Source organism: Amycolatopsis sp., from assembly GCF_025464955.1.
Lineage (GTDB): Bacteria > Actinomycetota > Actinomycetes > Mycobacteriales > Pseudonocardiaceae > Amycolatopsis.
In genome coordinates this window covers 24,268-45,172 of sequence record NZ_JAODNM010000158.1, presented here as the reverse complement: position 1 = coordinate 45,172, position 20,905 = coordinate 24,268, and the positions used below count along the sequence as shown (strand labels likewise).

Annotated in this window: 23 protein-coding genes; 9 read left to right on the top strand and 14 right to left on the bottom strand. The window is 68.1% G+C overall.

Features of this window, described 5'->3' with window-relative positions:
- From JWQ81_RS40570 to JWQ81_RS40560, 3 genes are all read left to right on the top strand, one after another.
- Nucleotides 1-1,198 (top strand): M3 family metallopeptidase (locus tag JWQ81_RS40570; protein WP_297550390.1); only part of this gene is annotated, 1,198 nt, incomplete at its 5' end.
- Between the two features lie 128 nt (nucleotides 1,199-1,326).
- Nucleotides 1,327-1,734 carry a YciI family protein gene (locus JWQ81_RS40565; RefSeq protein WP_297550388.1) on the top strand — a complete coding sequence of 136 codons (408 nt, stop codon included), beginning with the start codon at nucleotides 1,327-1,329 and terminating at the stop codon, nucleotides 1,732-1,734.
- Between the two features lie 16 nt (nucleotides 1,735-1,750).
- On the top strand, nucleotides 1,751-2,896 hold the full coding sequence (locus tag JWQ81_RS40560) for a DUF6596 domain-containing protein (RefSeq protein ID WP_297550386.1): 1,146 nt from the start codon (nucleotides 1,751-1,753) through the stop codon (nucleotides 2,894-2,896).
- Between the two features lie 47 nt (nucleotides 2,897-2,943).
- Here JWQ81_RS40560 and JWQ81_RS40555 read toward each other — a convergent pair whose 3' ends face one another.
- Nucleotides 2,944-3,750 carry a class III extradiol ring-cleavage dioxygenase gene (locus tag JWQ81_RS40555; RefSeq protein WP_297550384.1) on the bottom strand — a complete coding sequence of 269 codons (807 nt, stop codon included), beginning with the start codon at nucleotides 3,748-3,750 and terminating at the stop codon, nucleotides 2,944-2,946.
- A gap of 242 nt (nucleotides 3,751-3,992) precedes the next feature.
- On the opposite strand from JWQ81_RS40555, the gene JWQ81_RS40550 reads away from it, so the two are divergent.
- Nucleotides 3,993-7,259 (top strand): choice-of-anchor D domain-containing protein, encoded by a 3,267-nt coding sequence (locus tag JWQ81_RS40550; RefSeq protein WP_297550382.1) that lies wholly within the window; start codon nucleotides 3,993-3,995, stop codon nucleotides 7,257-7,259.
- A 56-nt stretch (nucleotides 7,260-7,315) separates the two neighbouring features.
- Here JWQ81_RS40550 and JWQ81_RS40545 read toward each other — a convergent pair whose 3' ends face one another.
- The 3 genes from JWQ81_RS40545 to JWQ81_RS40535 are packed head-to-tail and all read right to left on the bottom strand — an operon-like array spanning nucleotide 7,316 to nucleotide 8,323.
- The gene (locus JWQ81_RS40545; protein ID WP_297550380.1) at nucleotides 7,316-7,555 is read right to left on the bottom strand and encodes a hypothetical protein; all 240 of its coding nucleotides are present in this window, start codon (nucleotides 7,553-7,555) and stop codon (nucleotides 7,316-7,318) included.
- On the bottom strand, nucleotides 7,539-7,697 hold the full coding sequence (locus tag JWQ81_RS40540; RefSeq protein ID WP_297550378.1) for a hypothetical protein: 159 nt from the start codon (nucleotides 7,695-7,697) through the stop codon (nucleotides 7,539-7,541). The genes JWQ81_RS40545 and JWQ81_RS40540 overlap by 17 nt, the downstream gene beginning before the upstream one ends.
- 17 nt (nucleotides 7,698-7,714) lie before the next feature.
- Nucleotides 7,715-8,323 carry a bifunctional 2-polyprenyl-6-hydroxyphenol methylase/3-demethylubiquinol 3-O-methyltransferase UbiG gene (locus JWQ81_RS40535; RefSeq protein ID WP_297550376.1) on the bottom strand — a complete coding sequence of 203 codons (609 nt, stop codon included), beginning with the start codon at nucleotides 8,321-8,323 and terminating at the stop codon, nucleotides 7,715-7,717.
- 97 nt (nucleotides 8,324-8,420) lie between these two features.
- On the opposite strand from JWQ81_RS40535, the gene JWQ81_RS40530 reads away from it, so the two are divergent.
- The 4 genes from JWQ81_RS40530 (at nucleotide 8,421) to JWQ81_RS40515 (ending at nucleotide 11,599) form a co-directional block, all read left to right on the top strand.
- Nucleotides 8,421-9,017 carry a helix-turn-helix domain-containing protein gene (locus tag JWQ81_RS40530; protein ID WP_297550374.1) on the top strand — a complete coding sequence of 199 codons (597 nt, stop codon included), beginning with the start codon at nucleotides 8,421-8,423 and terminating at the stop codon, nucleotides 9,015-9,017.
- Between the two features lie 96 nt (nucleotides 9,018-9,113).
- Nucleotides 9,114-10,328 (top strand): GNAT family N-acetyltransferase, encoded by a 1,215-nt coding sequence (locus tag JWQ81_RS40525; protein WP_297550372.1) that lies wholly within the window; start codon nucleotides 9,114-9,116, stop codon nucleotides 10,326-10,328.
- Between the two features lie 252 nt (nucleotides 10,329-10,580).
- The gene (locus JWQ81_RS40520) at nucleotides 10,581-11,300 is read left to right on the top strand and encodes a class I SAM-dependent methyltransferase (protein ID WP_297550371.1); all 720 of its coding nucleotides are present in this window, start codon (nucleotides 10,581-10,583) and stop codon (nucleotides 11,298-11,300) included.
- 95 nt (nucleotides 11,301-11,395) lie between these two features.
- Complete coding sequence (locus tag JWQ81_RS40515; protein WP_297550369.1) at nucleotides 11,396-11,599, top strand: hypothetical protein; 204 nt, start codon at nucleotides 11,396-11,398, stop codon at nucleotides 11,597-11,599.
- Here JWQ81_RS40515 and dnaB read toward each other — a convergent pair.
- From dnaB to JWQ81_RS40470, 9 genes are all read right to left on the bottom strand, one after another.
- The gene (gene dnaB / locus JWQ81_RS40510) at nucleotides 11,577-12,983 is read right to left on the bottom strand and encodes a replicative DNA helicase (RefSeq protein ID WP_297550396.1); all 1,407 of its coding nucleotides are present in this window, start codon (nucleotides 12,981-12,983) and stop codon (nucleotides 11,577-11,579) included. The genes JWQ81_RS40515 and dnaB overlap by 23 nt on opposite strands.
- Nucleotides 12,984-13,449: 466 nt before the next feature.
- The gene (locus JWQ81_RS40505; protein WP_297550367.1) at nucleotides 13,450-13,596 is read right to left on the bottom strand and encodes a hypothetical protein; all 147 of its coding nucleotides are present in this window, start codon (nucleotides 13,594-13,596) and stop codon (nucleotides 13,450-13,452) included.
- Between the two features lie 110 nt (nucleotides 13,597-13,706).
- A complete protein-coding gene (rplI, locus tag JWQ81_RS40500; protein ID WP_297550365.1) occupies nucleotides 13,707-14,162 on the bottom strand; it encodes a 50S ribosomal protein L9 in 456 nt (151 codons plus the stop codon).
- A 13-nt stretch (nucleotides 14,163-14,175) separates the two neighbouring features.
- Nucleotides 14,176-14,424: a 30S ribosomal protein S18 gene (rpsR, locus tag JWQ81_RS40495; RefSeq protein ID WP_297550364.1), complete on the bottom strand. Its 249-nt coding sequence runs from the start codon at nucleotides 14,422-14,424 to the stop codon at nucleotides 14,176-14,178.
- A gap of 81 nt (nucleotides 14,425-14,505) precedes the next feature.
- Nucleotides 14,506-15,015 carry a single-stranded DNA-binding protein gene (locus JWQ81_RS40490; protein ID WP_297550362.1) on the bottom strand — a complete coding sequence of 170 codons (510 nt, stop codon included), beginning with the start codon at nucleotides 15,013-15,015 and terminating at the stop codon, nucleotides 14,506-14,508.
- Nucleotides 15,016-15,025: 10 nt separating this feature from the next.
- Nucleotides 15,026-15,385, bottom strand: coding sequence for a 30S ribosomal protein S6 (gene rpsF, locus JWQ81_RS40485; RefSeq protein WP_297550360.1), 360 nt, complete (start codon nucleotides 15,383-15,385; stop codon nucleotides 15,026-15,028).
- Nucleotides 15,386-15,496: 111 nt separating this feature from the next.
- On the bottom strand, nucleotides 15,497-16,381 hold the full coding sequence (locus tag JWQ81_RS40480) for a hypothetical protein (RefSeq protein WP_297550358.1): 885 nt from the start codon (nucleotides 16,379-16,381) through the stop codon (nucleotides 15,497-15,499).
- A 143-nt stretch (nucleotides 16,382-16,524) separates the two neighbouring features.
- Nucleotides 16,525-17,421: a hypothetical protein gene (locus JWQ81_RS40475; RefSeq protein WP_297550356.1), complete on the bottom strand. Its 897-nt coding sequence runs from the start codon at nucleotides 17,419-17,421 to the stop codon at nucleotides 16,525-16,527.
- Between the two features lie 147 nt (nucleotides 17,422-17,568).
- On the bottom strand, nucleotides 17,569-18,333 hold the full coding sequence (locus tag JWQ81_RS40470) for a hypothetical protein (protein WP_297550354.1): 765 nt from the start codon (nucleotides 18,331-18,333) through the stop codon (nucleotides 17,569-17,571).
- A 142-nt stretch (nucleotides 18,334-18,475) separates the two neighbouring features.
- Between JWQ81_RS40470 and JWQ81_RS40465 the strand changes: the two genes are divergently transcribed.
- Nucleotides 18,476-19,246, top strand: coding sequence for a deoxyribonuclease IV (locus JWQ81_RS40465; protein WP_297550352.1), 771 nt, complete (start codon nucleotides 18,476-18,478; stop codon nucleotides 19,244-19,246).
- 51 nt (nucleotides 19,247-19,297) lie between these two features.
- Here JWQ81_RS40465 and JWQ81_RS40460 read toward each other — a convergent pair whose 3' ends face one another.
- Complete coding sequence (locus JWQ81_RS40460; protein WP_297550351.1) at nucleotides 19,298-20,872, bottom strand: glycosyltransferase 87 family protein; 1,575 nt, start codon at nucleotides 20,870-20,872, stop codon at nucleotides 19,298-19,300.
- Between the last annotated feature and the right edge of the window lie 33 nt (nucleotides 20,873-20,905).

Below are 20,905 nucleotides of genomic sequence, written 5' to 3'. Positions count from 1 at the left end.
GGACCAGACCGCGAAAACCACCGAGGCCGTGGAAGACATGCTGTCCCGGCTGATCGGCCCCGCCGTCGCCAACGCCGAACGCGAAGCCGCCGAGCTGACCGCCGCCATGCGGGCGGCCGATACCACCGGCGCGGAATCCGAACTGCAATCCTGGGATTGGCAGTTCTGGTCGGAAAAGCTTCGCGCCGAACGCTTCTCGGTCGACGCGGACGCACTGCGCCCCTACCTCGAGCTGGAACGTGTGCTGCGCGATGGCGTCTTCTTCGCCGCACAGCAGGTTTACGGCATCACTTTCCAGGAACGCGACGATCTGGTCGGATATCACCCCGAGGTCCGCGTCCTCGAGGTCTTCGACACCGACGGCAGCGGGCTGGGACTGTTCCTCGGCGATTTCTTCGCCCGCCCGTCCAAGCGTGGCGGCGCGTGGATGAACGAACTCGTCGGGCAGTCCGGACTTTTGGGCACGCGAGCGGTGGTCGTCAACAACCTCAACATCGTGAAACCGCCCAAAGGTGAACCCGCACTGCTGACCTGGGATAACGTTCGCACGCTCTTCCACGAGTTCGGGCACGCCCTGCACGGACTGTTCTCGGACGTCCAGTACCCATTCGTCGCCGGAACGTCGGTGCCGCGCGACTTCGTGGAGTTCCCGTCCCAGGTCAATGAAATGTGGGCGGCCCGTCCGGAAATCCTGGCGAACTACGCCCGCCACGTGGAGACCGGCGAGCCGATCCCGGCCGAACTGCTCGAAAAGCGCACCGCGGCAGAACGATTCGGTGAGGGCTTCCGGACCGTCGAATACCTCGGTGCGACCCTGCTGGATTGGGCGTGGCACCGCATCACCGCCGACCAGACCCCCGATATCGACGCCGAACTGTTCGAGGAGTCGGCGCTGCACAAGGCCGGGCTCGCCCTCTCGGCGATTCCGCCGCGCTACCGCACCGGATACTTCGCGCACATCTTCGCGGGCGGATACGGGGCCGGGTACTACTCCTACATCTGGAGTGAGGTGCTCGACGCCGATACGGTGGAGTGGTTCGAAGACGACGCCGCGCCGATCCGCGAGAAGGGCGAACAGTTCCGCCGTGGTCTGCTCGCACGCGGCGGATCGGTCGACCCGCTCGCAGCCTACGAGTCCTTCCGCGGCCGGGCTCCGGAGATCCAGCCGCTGCTGGTGCGCCGAGGATTGGTGCAGTAACGCCTGTTCGGCACCGAGTTTTCGAAATACGCCAGAAAATGTCGCCGCGGGATGTCGAGAACCTGCCCGCGGCTCCGTCCCCGAAGTGACACGGCCAGACTGGGCCGTACCGCACCAAGGAGAACATGATGGCCAAGTACCTGCTGCTCAAGCACTACCGGGGCGCACCGGCGTCGGTCAACGACGTGCCGATGGATCAGTGGACGCCGGAGGAGGTTACGGCGCACATCCAGTACATGCGGGACTTCGCGACGCGACTCGAGGGCACCGGCGTGTTCGTCAGCGAGCAGGCGCTCTCGCCGGGGGGCACGTTCGTCCGCTACGACGGCGAGGGGCGGCCGCCGATCACCGACGGACCGTTCGCGGAGACCAAGGATCTGATCGCCGGCTGGATGCTGATCGACGTCGACACCTATGAGCGGGCGATCGAGTTGGCGGGCGAGTTGTCCGCGGCTCCGGGTGCGAACGGGAAGCCGATCCACGAGTGGCTCGAGGTGCGCCCGTCCTACGGCGCACCGGCGACGGTCACCGAATGACCGGACCCGGCAGGTGATGGACGAACTGCTGTTGCGGGAGCTGACGCCCGCGGTGATCGGCGTCCTCGTGCATCGCGGAGTCGACTTCGCGACCGCCGAGGACGCCGTGCAGGAGGCGCTCATCCAGGCCGCGCTGACCTGGCCGGACCAGCAGCCCGCCGACCCGAAGGGCTGGCTGGTCACGGTCGCCTGGCGCAAATTCCTCGACGCGCACCGCTCGGAGGCGGCGCGCCGGGATCGGGAACAGCGCATCGAGGCCGAGCCGCCGCCCGGTCTGGCCGAGACGGCAGACGACACGTTGCAGCTGTACTTCCTGTGTGCGCACCCGTCGTTGACACCGGCTTCGGCGGTCGCGCTCACGCTGCGCGCGGTCGGCGGTCTGACCACGAAGCAGATCGCGCAGGCCTATCTCGTGCCGGAAGCGACTATGGCCCAACGCATCAGCCGGGCCAAGCGGACCGTCTCGGGCGTCCGGTTCACTGAGTCGGGTGACGTCGCCACGGTGCTGCGCGTGCTCTATCTCGTCTTCAACGAGGGCTACTCCGGCGACGTCGACCTCGCCGCCGAGGCGATCCGGCTCACCCGCCAGCTGGCGGCGAAGATCGAGCACGGGGAGGTCGCGGGCCTGCTCGCGCTCATGCTGCTCCACCACGCGCGACGCCCCGCACGGACCCGCCCCGACGGCAGCCTCGTGCCGCTCGCCGAGCAGGACCGCGGTCTGTGGGACACCCGACTGATCGCCGAGGGCGTCGACATACTGCAGACGGCCCTCGCCCGCGACCACCTGGGAGAGTTTCAGGCCCAGGCCGCCGTCGCCGCGCTCCACGCCGACGCACAGACGGCTGAGGAGACGGACTGGGTGCAGATAGTCGAGTGGTACGACGAGTTAGTGCGGCTCACGGACAGTCCGGTAGCCCGCCTCAACCGGGCCGTCGCGGTCGGCGAGGCCGACGGCCCCCGCGCCGGCCTGGCAGCCCTGACGAGTCTCGACCCTGCCCTGCCCCGCTACGCGGCTGTTGCGGCGTACCTGCACGAGCGCGACGGCGACCCCGTGACCGCGGCACGGCTCTACGCCGAAGCCGCCCGATCAGCGCCCAACCTCCCCGAACGCGACCACCTCACACGACAGGCCGCACGGCTCAACGCGCGTGGTCACGTCTAGTGAGTGTTCGCGCTGGTTAGAACCGGCCGGACCACTCACGAGCTACCTCAGGAAAACTGCAGCGAGCGCTTCGCCAGGCCGTACCAGAAGCCGTCGATGACGGTTTCCGGCCTGGTGCCCTCGGTGCTGGCGCCGAGTGAAACGAACAGCGGCGCGAAGTGCTCGATCCGCGGGTGTGCGAGCGTGGCGGCCGGCGCCTTCCGCTGGAAGTCGAGCAGCGTGTCGATGTCGCCGGAACGCAGGACTTCGTCGCCCCAGTGGTCGAACTCGCTCGACCAGCCCGGCGGGGTCCCGTCCGTCGACCGCACATACCTCATCGCGCTGAGGTTGTGGGTGAAGAACCCGCTGCCGATGATCAGCACGCCCTCGTCCCGCAGCGGCGCGAGCTTGCGGGCGACGTCGAACAGTTCGCGCGGGTCGAGCGACGGCATCGAAACCTGCAGGACCGGCACGTCGGCGTCGGGGAACATTTCCACCAGCGGGACGTATGCGCCGTGGTCCAGTCCGCGCTCCGGCGCACTGTGCACCGGGGTCTTGGGCGAATGCAGTAGCTTTCGGACCTTCTCGGCCAGCGCCGGTGCGCCCGGCGCGGCGTATTTCACCTGGTAGTAGCGCTCCGGAAAGCCCCCGAAGTCATAGATCAGCGGCACCGTCGTGGTGGCGCCGAGCGTGAGCGGGGCCTCCTCCCAGTGCGCGGAGACCACGAGGACCGCCTTCGGTTTGGCCAACGACCCGGACCATTCGGCGAGCTGCCGGGTCCAGGTGGCGTCGTCGGCCAGCGGCGGAGCGCCATGGCTCAGGTACAGCACGGGCGTCGGTGCGGTGGGAGCGGCCATAGCGTCCTCCAAGGTCATCGCGTTTCCTGTTGAAAGTTCAACAACTACTGTACTCGACGTCGCTGTCTGCCGCGGTATTCCCGGCAGGCCAGGGAGAGATGCCTCGCATCTGCTCGATCGAGGTAACACGTATGGGTGATAAGGCGACTGTGGAAGCAAGCGGAGAGCAAACATCTGCGCGCTAGCGCCCCAGGGGGAGCATCTTGCGAAGAATTCGTTGGCGATCTAGTGCTGTCGTTTTACTGACGGTGATCGCTTCGATGGTTCTCTCAACCGCTGCGGCGAACGCGGACGATCCGACGAGCGGCTACAACTCGTTGCGGACCGGCTGGGATCCCAGCGAAGCGGGGCTGGCGCCGTCACAGGTCACCTCGACCGACTTCGGCCCGCTGTTCAAGACCCAGCTCAACGGCCAGATTTACGCCCAGCCGATCGTCGCGAACGGTGTCGTCGTGGCATCGACCGAGACGAACGACGCCTACGGCCTCGACCCGGTCACCGGCGTGGTCAAGTGGCACCAGAACTTCGGCACGCCGTGGCAGGCCTCCACCGTCAACTGCGGTGACCTGGCCCCGACCGTCGGCAGCACCGCGACGTCGGTCTACAACCCGGCCAACAACGCCGTCTACTTCACCTCCAAGTCGATCGACGCCGGTGCCACCGCCGACACGCCCACCTGGCGGTTGCACGCGCTCGATGTCAAGACCGGCGTCGAGCTCAACGGCTTCCCCACCACCATCAAGGGCTCCCCGACCAACAACCCGGGCGTGCCGTTCATCCCGAAGACGGCGATGCAGCGGCCGGGGCTCCTGCTGCTCGACGGTGTGGTCTACGCCGGGTTCGCGAGCCACTGCGACTTCACGCCGTACGTCGGCTACATCCTCGGCGTCAACGGTTCCACCGGTAAGCAGACGACCTTGTGGTCCACCGAATCCGACCCGGCAGGCGAAGCCGGTATCTGGCAGTCGGGTGCGGGCCTGCTCTCCGACGGCCCCGGCCGGATCATCGTGGCCACCGGCAACGGCATCTCGCCCGCTCCCGGCCCCGGTAACACCCCGCCGGCCACTCTCGGCGAATCAGTGGTCCGCCTCAACGTGGAAGCCGACGGCTCCCTTACCGCGAAGAGCTTCTTCAGCCCGGCCAACCGCGACGGCCTGAACCAGGACGACATGGACCTCGGGTCCGGCGGTCCGATGGCGATCCCGCCGGAGTTCGGCACGGCCGCGCACCCGCGCATGATCGTGCAGGTCGGTAAGGACGGCAAGATCTTCCTGCTCGACGCCGATAACCTCGGTGGCGCGGGGCAGGGACCCGGTGGAACGGACGCCGTGCTCGGCACGGTCGACGGGACCCAGGGTGTCTGGGGTCGGCCGGGTTTCTGGGGCGGTGACGGCGGTTACGTCTACACCGTCCACAATGGAGCACCGCTGCGGGCGTTGAAGTATTCGAGCGCCGGCGCGACGCCGTCGCTCACCCCGGCCGGGGGTTCGAAGGACAACTTCGGCTACACCTCGGGCTCCCCGGTCATCACCTCGACCGGCACCACCTCCGGCTCGGCGCTGGTCTGGGTCGTCTACGCCTCGAACAACATCGGCGACAACGCCCAGCTGCGCGCCTACGACCCGGTACCGGTCAACGGGGTTCTGACGTTGCGGTACTCGGTGCCGATCCCCTCGCATGCCAGCAAGTTCTCGGTTCCCGGAACCGACGCCGGCCGAATCTACGTCGGCAACCGCGACGGGATCCTGTACGGCTTCGGCCGGCCGACGACCGCGGTGCTCACCACCCAGCCGGTGGACTTCGGGTCGACTCCGGTCGGCACCACGAAGAACGGCACCATCACGGTGACCGCCAACCGCGACCTGACGCTCAACAGCGTGTCCGTGGCCGCGCCGTTCACCGCGACACTTGCCGCGCCGACGGCGTTGGTCAAGGGGCAGCAGCTGTCCGTCCCGGCCACGTTCACACCCGCCACCTGGGGTAGCGCGACGGCGACAGTCACCTTCAGCACCGGCAACGGGGACGCCGCGCTCGACGTCGTCGGCTCGGGCACGCAGCCGGGGCTCGGGTCGTCTCCGTCCTCGCTCGACTTCGGTCGGGTCGCGACGGGCGCGGCGAAGCAGCTCGGCGTCACCATCTCCAACACCGGCACCACGCCGGTGACGATCACCGGTGCCACCGGGCCGACCGGCAGCTTTACCGCGAAGAGCCTGCCCGACACCGGGACCGTGATCCAGCCCGGCGCGTCACTGCCCATCCCGGTCAAGTACGCGCCGACAGTCGGTAGCGAAGCCGGCATCCCCGAGTCGGGGACGCTCTCGCTCACCAGTGACCAGGGCAATGTCTCCGTTGCGCTCAACGGCGTCGCGTTGACAGGACATGCCCAGCTCACGATCGACCCACCGGTGCTGGACTTCGGCACTGTGCCGGTCGGGCAGTCGGTGACCAAGACGTTCACCCTCTCCAACACCGGGACGATTTCGCTGCGGATCTCCAAGGCGCCGCCGCCCGTCGGGGTGTTCCACACCGACCTCCCGCTCGACGAGGGCACCGAACTGCAGCCCGACGCGACGTACACGCAGAAGGTCACGTTCACCCCGACCTCGGTGATGCCCGCGACCTCGACGTATCCGTTCACGCCGAACGACGGGACCGGGGTGCACTCCGTCACCCTCACCGGTAACGCGAACCCGGTCGGTGACTACTACAACAAGCTCGGCGGCTCCGCCAACCCGGACCTGCTCAGCCCGTTGACCGCGGTCTACGACACCCCTGGCGGCGGTAAGGCGCAGGACTACGTCCGCGGCGCGATCTACTGGACGCCGACCACCGGCGCGCACGCTGTGCACGGCGACATCTACAAGGACTACAAGGCGCTCGGCGGTCCCGGCGGGCCGCTGGGTTATCCGACGACGGATGAGACGGGCACGCCGGACGGTATCGGGCGCTACAACCACTTCAACCGGTCGGACGGTGCGTCGATCTACGACTCGCCGGCGACGGGTGCGCACGCGATCTATGGCGCGATCCGGTCGAAGTGGGCGTCGATGGGTTGGGAACAAAGCCCATTGGGCTACCCGACGACGGACGAGATGATCACGCCGGACGGGGTGGGGCGCTACAACCATTTCGGCCGGCCGGATGGCGGGTCGATCTATTACACGCCGACGACGGGGCCGCATGCGATCTATGGCGTGATCCGGTCCAAGTGGGCGTCGATGGGTTGGGAAACAGGTCCGTTGGGCTATCCGACGACGGACGAGATGACCACGCCGGACGGGGTGGGGCGCTACAACCACTTCAGCCGGTCGGATGGTGCGTCGCTTTACTACACGCCATCGACGGGTGCGCACGCGATCTACGGTTCGATCCGCGCGAAGTGGGCCTCGCTGGGTTGGGAACAAGGCCGTCTGGGCTACCCGAGCAGTGACGAGTACGGCGTCACCGGCGGGCGGCGCAACGACTTCGTGCACGGCACGATGACGTTCAACTCGTCCAACGGATCGATCACCATCACCTACAAGTAGGCCGGTCGCCGGGTCGTGCGCGGAAAGGTCCGCTCACGACCCGGCGACCCTTCTCCTCAGACGCAGATCCAGCAATACAGGCGCTCGCCGCGTTCGGTCGCCGTCCTGGCCAGCCCAGCGAGTTCCCCCAGCACACTGGTCGCGTGATCCGGATCGGCCGAAGACGGGAATTCGTCGGTCTGCGACCACGGCGGGGCTACGTCGCGAAGGCGTGCCTCGTCAGCGCTCGCAAGCGCTGCTTGAAGTTCGTCGGTCAGCGTTACGACGACACGCTCACCTTCATCGCGGACTGCCACGGCGTGACACCACCGGATCCATGCCCTTGATCGAGACCGTCTTGAAGGGCTGCGGCCCTGCGGCAGGGCCGCCTAGCTCGTCGATGGGTCCGGCGGCCATCTCGTCCGACAGCGCGGCAAAGTAGTCGAACAACGCTCCCATGCCCGCAGCAGATGGGCTCACTGCCGTCGCGTGGCACGCACGACGACGTCGTGCAGCGGCCGGCTGCGGCCGTCCGGGGCGGTCAGCGTGCGGACGTGCTCTTCGGCGGTGGCGATCTCCCACTTGGCGGTGTCCAGTCCCGCGGTGATGTCCGCGGCCGTCGCCGATGCTTCGGCGGGTGGGTGGTGCCCATGTCCCGCCGATCCCGCGGTGTGCCGGTGCCCGACGATGAGCAGGGTGCCGCCGGGCGCCACCCAGCCGGAGATGCGGTCGTAGAACGCCAGCTGCGGTATCGACGGGTGTGCGTAGTGCGTCACGACCAGATCGAACTGCGTGGCGGGTGCCCAGACGGTCAGGTCGGCCCGGACCCATTCCACGTTCTTCGAGACTGCGCGAGTGGCGGCGAGGGCGAGGGCTTCGGCAGAGATGTCCGCTGCTGTGACGTCCCATCCTTGGGAAGCGAGCCAGATTGCCTCGCCGCCGTCACCACATCCGGCATCCAGCGCCGTGCCCGGCGCCAGGCCGCCGGTCTCGCTGGCCAGATGCGGATTGGGGCCCAGCGCTTTCCCCGCACCGGGTGCCTGCTGCCAGTGCTTCTCCCAGTAGGGCTTGTCGAACTCGGCCATCTGCGTCCTCCTGAATCGTTCATCCGGTGTCGAGAACCACGGTGCGCCCAGACTAGGCAGATTGGCAAAGTATCTTGCCAAATGGCAAAATGGAGGGATGGACGCAACGATCGACCGAGCACTCGACGCCGTCGGGCCGAGGCTGAAGCGCCTCCGGCAGCAGCGCGAGACCACGCTCACGGCGTTGGCTGAGCAGACCGGCATCTCGACCAGCACCCTGTCCAGACTCGAGGCAGGACTTCGTCGGCCGACGCTCGAGCAACTCCTGCCCCTCGCGCGTGCTTACGGGGTCACTCTCGACGAACTCGTCGACGCCCCACCGACGGGCGACCCGCGCCTCAACCTGCGTCCGGTTGCCTGCGAGGACGGCTCGACGATCCTGCCCCTGACCCGGCGGCCGGGCGGCATCCAGGCCTACAAGTTCGTGCTGCCCACGGGGAACGACGGCGAGACACCCAGCCTGCGCACGCACGAGGGGTACGACTGGGTCTACGTACTCGACGGAACGCTCCGCCTGGTCCTCGGTGAGCACGACCTCGTCCTCAAACCCGGGGAGGCAGCGGAGTTCGACACCCGCACCCCGCATTGGTTCGGCGCCACCAGCTCAGGTCCCGTCGAGTTCCTCAGCCTCATCGGCAGACAGGGCGAGCGCGCACACGTCCGCGCCGCACCCAAACCAGCCACGACCGAGTAGCGGCCGTAATTCGCTTGCCTTCGCCACGGGGCGACGCTGCACTGTGGCGGGACACCACGGGTCGTGGTGCCGGTATCCCGGGGAGCCAGCGCAGTCATGAAGATCCGTTCCACGACCGATCAGGACCTCGATGTCTTCGTCGACACGCTCTATGCCGAGTTCGGGCAATTCCCGGAATCCTCGGCCGACGGCGAACGGGTCTGGTGGGCATTGCTCGAAATGGACCGCGGCCTGCTTGCCACGACGGCGGACGGGCGGCCGGTCGGCACCGCCGCCGCTTGCTCTTTCGAGCTCACCCTGCCTGGTGAGATCCTCGCCCCGGCCGCCGGGGTGACCGCCGTCGGCGTCCTGCCTACGCACCGGCGCCAGGGTGTGCTCAGCGCGATGATGCGGCATCAGCTCGCCGAGCTGCGGGCCCGAGAGGAGTTCCTCTCCGTACTGCTGGCCTCCGAGGCCCCGATCTACGGCAGGTTCGGCTATGGACCGGCGACTTACACGCAGCGGCTGACGGTGCCGCGACACCAGGCCGCGCTTGCCCTCCCCCGGGCGCGCGGAACGGTCGACGCCGTCGCTGGCTCAATCGAGCTGCTGCGGCGTGCCGAGTGCGGCGAGATCCTGGAAGAGATCTACGACCGGTACCGCCGCGCACAACCCGGCGCGCTGTCCCGGCCGCACCACTGGTGGGCTTTGGGCGCGGGGCATCCCCCGGTCTCTCTGGCACCGCGTTACATCGCCGTCCACCGAGACGTCGACGGCGTCCCGGACGGGTACGCCGGCTACTCGCTCGGTGGATCCACCTTGACGGTCGACGAGACGATCGCCGCCGACGACGTCGTCTTCACGGCCCTGGCGCGGTTCGTGTTCGGACACGACCTGGTCACCGACGTCGTGTTCAAGCACTTCCCGCCCGGGAACCCGCTGCGCTGGCAGCTTGCGGACTTCCGCGGCGGTGAGGTCAGCGACGACACCGACTGGCTCTGGGTGCGGCTGCTGGACGTCCCGCGTGCGCTGACCGCGCGTGGCTGGTTCACCGACGGGGAGCTCGTCCTCGACGTCGACGACCCGTTCCTCGGCGAGCGCGGCCGCTACCTGCTGACCGTTCGCGACACCAAGGCCGACTGCGTCCCGACAGACCGGGAACCCGACCTGTCGCTGGACGTGCGCGACCTGGGCTCGGTCTACCTCGGCGGCACCGCCCCGAGCACGCTCGTGCGTGCCGGACACATCCGTGCCCACCGCCCGGGCGCGGCCACCCTCGCTGACGCCCTCTTCCGCGCCGAGCGAACCCCGCACTGTCTGCACTGGTTCTGACCGGCTCAGTGACCCGGCGCCCGGAACGCCGGCTTGCCGCGCTGGTTCGGTCGCCGGCGTCGATCGGGGTCATCTGACGTCGCAGCTCGGCGTAGCCAGGGTGGACGTTCAGGTCGTCGAAGACCTCGTGCCAGAACTGATCGATGAGCCGGTCGCGGTCGTCGTCGGACATGGACACGAGCGTGTATCCGGTCAAGCCCGCCGACCCGATAATCCGTCGCTCATCGACAAGACGCGATCTAGGGTCGCCGCATGGATGTCTCCACCGTTGCCGTGCCGCATGTCCTTGCCCACCTGAAGCCGCTGTTGCCGGCTCCTCCAGCTCGGATCCTGGAGGCCGGGTGCGGCCGTGGTGCCCTGGCCGTCGCTCTGGCGGACCTGGGCTACGCGGTTACCGGCGTGGATCGCAACGCCGAAATGGCCGCTGCGGCGCGCGAACGCGGCGTAACCGTCATCCAGGCCGACGTCCACGACGTCTCCGGTGAGTACGACGTCGTGCTGTTCACCCGTTCCCTGCACCACGCCGAGAACTTGGACGACCTCGTGGCCCATGCCGTCACCTTGCTCGCCCCGGGTGGGCAGGTCGTCATCGAGGAGTTCGCGTGGGAAAGGGTGGACCAGGCCGCCGCCGAATTCCTCCACGACAACCGGGCACTGCTGGTCGCCACTGGCCTGCTCGACACCGAACTCCCCGACGGTGACCTTCTCGACGCCTGGGTCGCCGGCCACGACTTCCTCCACCAAGGCTCCGCCATGCTCACCGCCTTGAGCCGCACCGGCTCCGAGCTGACTACGGTGGCCACGCCCATCCTGTGGCGCTTGATCGACGGCCGGGGTGGTGCCTGGGCCGAGCCGGCCACCCGCGTCGCTGATGCCCTCAACGCCGTCCGCCAAGCCGAGGAACGCCGGATCGCCGCCGGCGAGCTCCCTCCAGTCGGCCTTCTCGCGTCCATCCGCCGGACTGTTCAATGAGCGGAGGGGACGCGCAGGCTGTGCGGGTATCCCCTATAGCGAGCCGGCCAAAGTACGACGCGCGGATTCTTTGCACAGCGTCGATCCTCGGCCGGATGTGCTCACCGATCGTCGCCGGGTTCAACGGGGATACCTTTCTCGGCCCCTCCTCATTCCGTCTCAAATACCTCGACCCGTACGCCGACGCGGCCCGCACGTGGCTACACCGCGAGGCCGAGGTTGTCGACACCACGCACCTCACGCCCGCGCAGGCCGCTCTGCGGATCGCAGAGGCCGTCAGGTCTGGGCGAGGTCGGTGAAGCGGCTGTAGTGCAGTTGGTGGGCGACGACAATCGTGCTCGTCGGCCCGGCACGGTGCTTGGCCAGGATGAGGTCCGCCTCGCCGGCACGCGGGTCGTCGCGTTCCCAGGCGTCGGGGCGGTTGATCAGCAGGACGATGTCCGCGTCCTGCTCCAGTGAGCCGGACTCACGAAGGTCGGACAGCATCGGGCGTTTGTCGGTCCGCTGCTCGGGACCACGGTTCAGCTGGCTGATCGCGATGACCGGGACTTCGATCTCCTTGGCCAGCAGCTTGAGCTGCCGGGAGAACTCCGAGACCTCCTGCTGCCGCGACTCGACGCGCTTGCCCGAGCTCATCAGCTGCAGGTAGTCGACGACCACCAGCCGCAGGTCGTTGCGCTGCTTGAGCCGGCGCGCCTTGGCCCGGATCTCCATCATCGTCATGTTCGGCGAGTCGTCGATGAACAGCGGCGCCTCGGAGATCTCGCTCATCCGCCGGGCGAGCTTCGTCCAGTCCTCGTCGGACATCTTGCCACCGCGCATGTCCGCCAGCCGGATCTTCGCTTCGGCCGAAAGCATGCGCATGACGATCTCGGTGCGGCTCATTTCCAGCGAGAAGATGACACTGGACAGGCCGTGCTTGATCGAGCACGACCGCATGAAGTCCAGGCCCAGCGTCGACTTCCCGACACCGGGCCGGGCGGCGACGATGATCATCTGACCCGGGTGCATCCCGTTGGTCACTTCGTCGAGGTCGATGAAGCCGGTCGGGATGCCCTTCGAGGTACCGCCGCGGGACGCGATCGCGTCGATCTCGTCCATCGTCGGCTGCAGCAGGTCTTCGAGTACCGAGTAGTCCTCGCTGGTGCGCCGCTCGGTGACGTCGTAGATCGCCGCCTGCGCGCGGTCGACGACCTCGTCGATGTTGGCGCCGTCGGTCGCGTTGGCCCCGTAGCCGTACTGGACGATGCGTGTGCCCGCTTCGACCAGCCGGCGCAGCACGGCCTTCTCCGACACGATCTCGGCGTAGTAACCGGCATTCGCGGCCGTCGGTACCGCGGCGATCAGCGTGTGCAGGTACGGCGCGCCGCCGATCCGGCCGAGCTCGCCTCGGCGCTCGAGCTCGGCGGACACCGTGATCGGGTCGGCGGGCTCGCCGCGGCCGTACAGATCGAGGACGACGTCGTACACGGCCTGGTGCGCGGGCCGGTAGAAGTCGTCGGGCCCCAGCGCCTCGATGACGTCGGCGATCGCGTCCTTGGACAGGAGCATCCCGCCGAGCACGGACTGCTCGGCGGCGAGGTCCTGCGGCGGCTGCCGGTCGTATTCGCCGCGCGGCCCGGGATCGGCCGGGCCCGGATCGGACGACGCGAAGGCGGGACCGCGGTCGTCGGTGAGCGCCACCTGTACAGACACCTCCTCATGATGCGAACATCAGTTCGATTATGCCGGATGCTCCCCGAGTGGTCCCCAGCTACCTCCCGGCGCACTCCCTTGGGCCACCGCGGACAACCGTTTCGCCACCGTGAGTACCGGCCCGACGGGGCACCGTATGTCCCCCGGAAGGACCAGTGCAAACCCGCTTGGGGACGGTCCTGTGGACAACCTGGGGATGATCGAGGGTAACGAGTCACAGGCTGGCGCCAGGCTGTGCACAACCTGGGGACAACCTTTACTGGTGTTCGGAAAAGGCCTGGTCAGACCCTGTGGGCAAGCTGTGGAGAACTTTGTTTTTCCGCGCCCGGCGTGTCGCACCCGCTCGCCCGTTCGGCGTGTCGCGAATAGGTGTCGGGCGGCTTTCCGGCCCTACCTGTGGATGAATGCTACGGAGCGTAGAGCGACCACCCGCTAGGCTGAAAGACCGGTGAAACTAGGAACCGGCCAGCCTGCCCTGTGCGCTCTGTAACCGCTCGCCGAGTAACGGCTGGTCGTCCGGGGTGAGGGCGATCAGCGGTTCGCCACTTCCCGGTACCTGCTCGGTCAGCAAGTGGCCTTCCGTCGTATCGACGCAGTTCACCGGATGTTCGATCCGCTGGCAGCTCCCGGCGCTTTCCGCCTCGGGGAAAAAACAGAGCGGGGACGGCTCCGGTGGAGGAGCCGTCCCCGCTCTGGGGTTGGTGCGGGGTACTACTTGGCCTTGACCTCGAGCCGCACGTCGACGCGGACGTCGGGGTGCAGACGGGCGCTGACCGAGTGCTTGCCCACGGTCTTGATGTGCTCGCGAAGCTCGATGACCCGCTTGTCGAGCAGCGGTCCACCGGCGGCCTTGATGGCCGCGACGACGTCGTTCGTGGTGATCGAGCCGAACAGCTTCTTCGAGCCGTCGCCCGCCTTGGCGGACAGCTCGATGGCGCCGAGGCCCTCGAGCGTCGCCTTGATCTCCTTGGCGTGGTCGAGGTCGCGAACACGGCGACCCTCCTGCGCACGGCGGATCGTCTGGACGTTCTTCTCCGCGCCCTTGCTCGCCTGCATGGCGTAGCCGCGGGGCAGCAGGTAGTTGCGCGCGTAGCCGTCCTTGACCTCGACGATGTCGCCGGGGCCGCCCAGGTTGGCCACGTCAGTGGTGAGAATGATCTTCGCCATCGGACGTACCTCCTTATCGAGCGGTCGAGGTGTAGGGAAGCAGTGCCATCTCGCGGGAGTTCTTGACCGCGATGGCGATGTCACGCTGGTGCTGGCTGCAGTTGCCGGTGACACGACGGGCGCGGATCTTCCCGCGGTCCGAGATGTACTTGCGCAGCAGGTTGGTGTCCTTGTAGTCGATCGTCTCCGGGCGGCCCTTTTTCACGGCCTTGCAGAACACGCAAACCTTCTTCTTCGGTTTGCGAATGGGTGGCTTAGCCACAATTCACTCCTGGGATAACTCTGTGGTTGCTTTCGTCACGGGGTGCGGATTCCAGCGGCCGCGAACGGCCGGCGAGGAGTCCTAGAAGGGGGGCTCGTCGGCGAATCCGCCGCCGCCACCACTGCTGGCAGCTGCGGGCGCCGAGCCCCACGGGTCGTCGGAAGGAGCGCTGCCGCCACCGCCGGAGGACGAGCCGCCGCCGAAGCCGCCGCCACCCCCGCCGCCACGACTGACCTTGTTGACCTTGGCGGTGGCGTACTTCAGCGAAGGACCGATTTCGTCTACTTCGAGCTCGACGACGGTGCGCTTCTCGCCTTCCTTGGTCTCGAAGGAGCGCTGCTTGAGCCGGCCCTGCACGACTACGCGCGCACCCCTGGTCAGCGACTCGGCCACGTTCTCGGCCGCTTGCCGCCAGATGTTGCAGCGCAGGAAGAGCGCCTCGCCGTCCTTCCACTCACCGGACGCCTTGTCGAGCGTGCGGGGGGTGGATGCCACGGTGAAGTTCGCCACCGCGGCGCCGGACGGGGTGAAGCGCAGTTCGGGATCCGACGTCAGGTTGCCGATCACCGTGATGATCGTGTCTCCAGCCATCGTCGCCCCCTCAGGCCTTGGCTGCTGCGGTCTTGGCGGGCTTCACCGGCGGGCGGCGAAGGACGCGGGCGCCCGGCTTCGGGACCTCGCGGCGCATGACCTTCGTGCGCAGCACCGTCTCCTGCAGCGAAAGCTGGCGGTCGAGCTCCTTGACGGCATCCGACGTGGAGTTCAGGTCGAGCAGCGCGTAGATGCCTTCCGCGTGCTTCTTGATTTCGAACGAGAGCCGCCGACGGCCCCAGACATCGACCTTTTCAACGCTGCCGCCGGACGTGCGGATCACGTTCAGGAACGTGTCCAGCGTCGGGGCGACTGTGCGCTCGTCGAGCGTGGGATCGAGGATGACCATTACCTCGTAATGGCGTGACACAACCACTCACCTCCTATGGGCTCGCGGTCACGGACTGTCCGTGACAGGAGGGTTTGTCCAGGTCAGTCTAGCTGCCGGGGGTTTCGAGGCCCGCGGCGCCTCCGCCGAGTGCTACGAAACGCGGCGCAGGACCCAGGTCCGCACCAGCGCGGCGGTGACGCCGGCGAGCGCCATCACGGCCAGCAGCATCGGCAGCTGTACCCCGCCGGTGGACGAGTCGGGGGCGGCCAGCGCGTCGGCGTTGCCCGCGTTGCGGATGTCGGCCTGTTGCTCGGTGGCGCCGCCGTCACTGGGGAGGCCGTACTCCGGCGAAGGCTGCCCGGGGACCGCGCCACTGGCGGGGTAGCGGACGCCCGGCGGCACCGCGAAGCTCGGAATCGAGGCCGTCGGGATGCCGCTGTAGTCGCGCTGGGGAGCGGAGCCGTTGCTACCGGGGAGCAGGCTGCCGGGCAGTGCCGTGCTCGACCCGGGCGCGAGGTTGTAGTCGCCGGAGGTGGTCGTCGTCGGCGAGGTGTAGTTCAGCGCGAGGGCGGTCAGCCCGCAGGACTTGGTGACCGAGGCCCGGATCGAGTCGAGCACGGCCTGCTTGTCTCCGCCGACCCAGCCGAGGTTGCCGTCGGTCTGCAGCGCCTGGACGACGGTCGCCGCGACGACGTCGCCGCCGATGCCCCCGCCGGAGGCGTTGGGGATGGTGCCGATGATCAACGCGCCCTTGGCCGCGATCGCCTTGCCCAGTCCGTCCGGGTTGACGCCGTTGAGGTGCAGGAAGATCTCCTTCACCTTCGCGGCCTGCGTCACGGTGTCGGCCAGGCTGGACCCCTGAACGGCGATCTGGTCGCCCATGTTGCCGCTGACCGAGCCGGCGCAGCTGCTCGCCAGCAACGTGCTCGCCGACGCCGTGCCACTGGACAGGAATGCGCCCCCGGTGATCATGGCCGCGATCGCGGTGGCGGTGAGCGCCTTGCGGGTGATCTGCCAGGTGGGGTGTATCCGCACGAGCGCTGTCCTCCGGGGGTTGGGGAGCTGATCGGCATGGACCATGGAAAGAGCTTTGGGTACTGCGGCTTGGGGTACTGACTGGGATTTGCGTACAACAAGTAAGAACGACTGTGTCCTCGGAAAGATACTAGGCGGTCGGCCTAATAAGAAGCGGCCGTTCGGCGTAGTACCCAGGTGCGGACAAGCCCCGCACTGACTCCGGAGAGTGATAAAACCGCGATGAGCACGGGTAATCCGACGCCGGGCGCCGTGCCGTCACCGGCGGGCAGCGCTTGGGCCTGTCCCGCATTTTGGATACCGGAGCTGTCCTGGTTCGTGCCGCCCGTTCCGGGAAGACCGAATTCCGGCGCGTAGCCCGGAATCTGGCCGCCGTACCGCAATCCCGGTGAAGGCGCGTAGACGCCGGCCATCGCCATCGGGATGGTGCTGTAGTCCCGCATCGGCGCGTAACCGGTGGAGAAGTTGAGCGGCAGACTGCCCAGGCCGCCGAATCCGTTGGCGAGCACGGGGGAATTCGAGTCGGGAATGGGCATGCTGCCTGGGGCTTGCCCGCCGACAGGGGTGTTCCCGGCCGGTGAACCACCCGTCGGAGACAGCGGTGAACCGCCTGCCGGTGGCTGCTGCTTCGCGGGCTGGCTCGATAAAGAGTTGGCGCCGTTGGCTGCCGCGTCGGAAAGTCCCTTTGTGGTGCCCGCCACTACGCCATTGACGGCGCTGGCGGCAGGCGCGCCGATGACCGGCACCGGGGCAACGACGGTGTTGACCACGTTCACGGTCACGTTGCAGAGGGTGCCGAGAACTCCGCCGATCACGTTGGACAACGTCGCAGAGACTTGGCCGATTGCGCCGAAGTCCACAGGTCCAAGGATGGTGCTGACGATGATGTGGTCACCAGGCTTCGCGGTGACCGAGCTGCCACACGTCGCGGTTACGGTGTCCGCCGCCGAGGCGGTGCCGGGCAGGGCCAGTGCGGCCGAGCCGGCGAGAGCGAAGGCTGCGGCGCCGATCGCGGTCGCCCTGCGTGTCCGACCCTGCATGCCTGAAGACCTTCCCCGCGTGGCTCGACCGTGTTCGTCTTCCTGGGATAACGACGGTAACGGACAGCAGTGACGCCCGCCCACTGGAAACCGAAAGGCATTCGAGTGGAACGGGCGTCACTGGCGGTGACTATGGGTAATGAGCGGTCAGGCGGGCTTGCGGCGCATCCACGTCCGGATGAGCGCGGCCGCGACGACGGCCAGCAGCAGCACCGCGAGGATCAGCGGAAGCCGCTCCGGCGCGTTTGCCGTCGGCAGTGCCTGCACGTTGGTGGACTTGTCGGAGACGACGGCCGGCGCCGGGTCCACCTTGACGAGCCCAGGCGCGGGTGCGGCGAGGCCCACCACGAGGGGTCCTGCCGTGGTCAGCGTCGTGGGCAACAGGGCGCCGGTGATGGAACCCAGGACCGTGTTACCCGCGGGAATGACATCGTTGCTGCCGGGACCTGTTCCGCCTGGTGCGGGCGAGGATCCGCCCGGGCCGGTCGGCGGGGTCGGCTTGCCCGGTCCCGGGTAGATCGGCGGGGTTCTCGTCTTGCCGCCCAGCAGCTTCTGCGTGGTGTCGCCGACGCCGTTGACCAGGCCTTGGGCGGCGTCGCATGTGCCACCGACCAGCGGGGCGCCGCCGAGGCCGAGCGCGCGGACGGTGTCACCGACCGGCAGCGAAAGCGCCGGCGAGGCGCTGTCCTGGCGTGCGCCGCCGGCCGAATCAAGGCCGATGGTGAGCTTGCCGGGCAGGTTGAGCGGCGCGCCGAGGTCGAGGACGAGTCCGTCGGAACGGGCGCCCTGCAGCGTTGTCGAGCAGCTGCCGGAAAGGGTTTCGTCGGCGGAGGCGCTCGCCGGGAGCACGAGCGCGGCCGAGGCCGCGAGCAGGAACCCGATCGCGCAGAACCTTCTTGCGTGTTTCCCCATCGGTTCGCCCTCCGGCATTCGGCTGCTGTGTCTGGTTTTCACGTCAGATAGCGGCATTCGGCCTAACGTGGCTCACGGAACGCGCTCACGGTACTCCACGAGCGTCACCGCCCCGGCACGGGAGCGGCGGTACCGTGCTCCCATGCAGATAGGCGCCCATGTCCGGGACGACGACCCGCTGGCGGCGGCACGCGAGCGCGAAGCGGCGGCCGTCCAGTTCTTCCTGTCCGATCCGCAGGGGTGGAAGAAACCGCCTCCGCACCCCCAGACCGAGGAGCTGCTGGGCTCGGGGCTGGACGTGTTCATCCACTCGCCGTACCTGATCAACGTCGCGTCGCTGAACAACCGGATCCGCATTCCGTCCCGCAAGGGCGTCGCGCAGCACGCCGCCGGCGCGGCCGCGGTCGGGGCGAAAGGGCTGATCGTGCACGGGGGGCACGTCCGGCAGGGCGAAGCCGTCGAGGAAGGCCTCGCGAACTGGCGAAAACTGTTCGAGCGGCAGGTCGAGCAGGGCGGTTTCGAGGTGCCGATCCTGATCGAGAACACCGCCGGAGGCGACAGCGCGATGGCCCGCGAGCTCGACATGATCGCGCGGCTCTGGGATCAGGTCGGCGAGTTCGGCGCCGGCTTCTGCCTGGACACCTGCCACGCGTTCGCCGCGGGCTGGGATCTCGCCGAGGCCGTCTCGCGGGTCAAGGCCATCACCGGCCGGATCGACCTCGTGCACCTGAACAACTCGCGTGACGAGTTCGGCTCCACACGGGACAGGCACGCCAACGTCGTCGGCGGCGACGGGACGATCGACCCCGAGGTGCTCGTCGCCGTCGCGGCCGAGGCAGGCGCGCCCGTCATCGTCGAAACCCCCGGCGACGGCCAGGCCGCCGACATCGCCTACCTACGCGAGCACCTCTGACCCCACCTGCCCTACCTGCCGCACACAGACTGACTCGGTACGGCGACGTCGCTACGAAACCGTCACGTCGCGTGCTCGAGCTGGGCCACGTGCCCGGGCGCCGAGGACGAACCGGTCCGGGGCGCCGTCGAGGAACCCGCCCGCCGGGTCGTCGTCACCCGCGACACGCACCAGGTCGGTCGCCGGCCGGTAGATCTCGCGAATGATCAGCACACACAGCGCGATCACGGCCAGGTCCCGGACGACGACCGTGCCGAGGAACCAGCCCTCCGGCAGCCCCTTGTGGTCGACGCCGAGGTAGTAGAACATCCGCGGCGCCCACACCAGCGCGTCGATGACCATCCACGCGAGCAGAGGACGCCACCGCGGGATCGCCAGCGCGGCAAGCGGCACCAGCCACAGCGAGTACTGCGGGCTCCACACCTTGCTGGTCAGCAGGAAAGCCGCGACGATCAGGAAGCACAGCTGCCCGAGCCGTGGCCGCCGAGCCGCGGTCAACGCGACGTAACCGATGCCCGCGCAGAGGACGATGAACAACCCGCCGGTGACGATGTTCAGCCAGGTCGGCGTCTGACCGCGCAGCAGGACACCGTCGAAGCCCGTCCAGCCGCTGAAGTACGAGAACACGTTGTACAGCGAGTCGGGGTCCATCGGCCGGCTGGTGTTGAGGCGGAAGAACTCCTCCCACCCGGTCCGCAGGAACAGCGCGAACGGCAGGTTGATCACTGCCCAGGTGCCGACCGCGCTGACGGCCGTGTATGACCAGACCCGCATCTTCCCCGCTCTCAGACAGAGCACGAGTAGAGGCAGGAGAAGGAACAGTGGATACAGCTTCGCCGCGCCGCCTATGCCGAGCAGAACCCCGGCGAGCACCGGTTTCTTGCGTGCCCAGGCGAGCAGTCCGGTTGCGGTGAACGCGGTCGCGATGGCGTCGAAGTTCGTGAAGGCGTGCACCAGCACGATGGGTGAGATCGCCACGAGTAGCGCGTCCCAGGGCCTTCGCCGATGCGTTCTCGACGTCGCCCAGACCGTGACCACCCAGGCCAGTGCCAGCCAGACCGCGGTGATGTCGAAGTAGATCGCCACCGGCAGGCCGGTCGGCAGCCAGCCCGAGTTCGACAACGACAGCCAGACGTTCGTCAGCTTCGCGTTGGCCCACTGAAACACCCCGGTCAACACCGGGTACTCCATGTACCGGACGCGCGCGTTCGCCGTGCCCGGGTTGTCGATCCACGACGTCGCGTACGGGAAGGCGCCGGCGTCGCTGAGCTTCTCGGCCGAGTACAGCGGGACGATGTCGGTGTAACACATCGCGACGTACGGGCGTCCGGCTCGCCAGTCGAGCTGGTTCGCGCCGGAGCCGTCCTGGTACTGCTGAATACACGAGCCTTTGCCGAACCAGCTGAGCATCAGCGCGATGACGGCGAGCAGCAGTCCGACACGCACCGGGGACCAAAACCAGTGTCTGCCGACGGCCGCGTGCTCCCCGAGTGCTCCGCCGAGCGGTCTCGTGACGGCTTCGGCGAACGGATCTTCCCAGCTCGGGATGACGCGTGCGGAGGCGTCGAGCGCGAGGGGCGCCAGTTCGGGATCCGGCGCGGTGGTCTGCTCGATGGGGCTGGACACGCGCGGATGTTATCCCGTGTGAGGTGAGCCGGT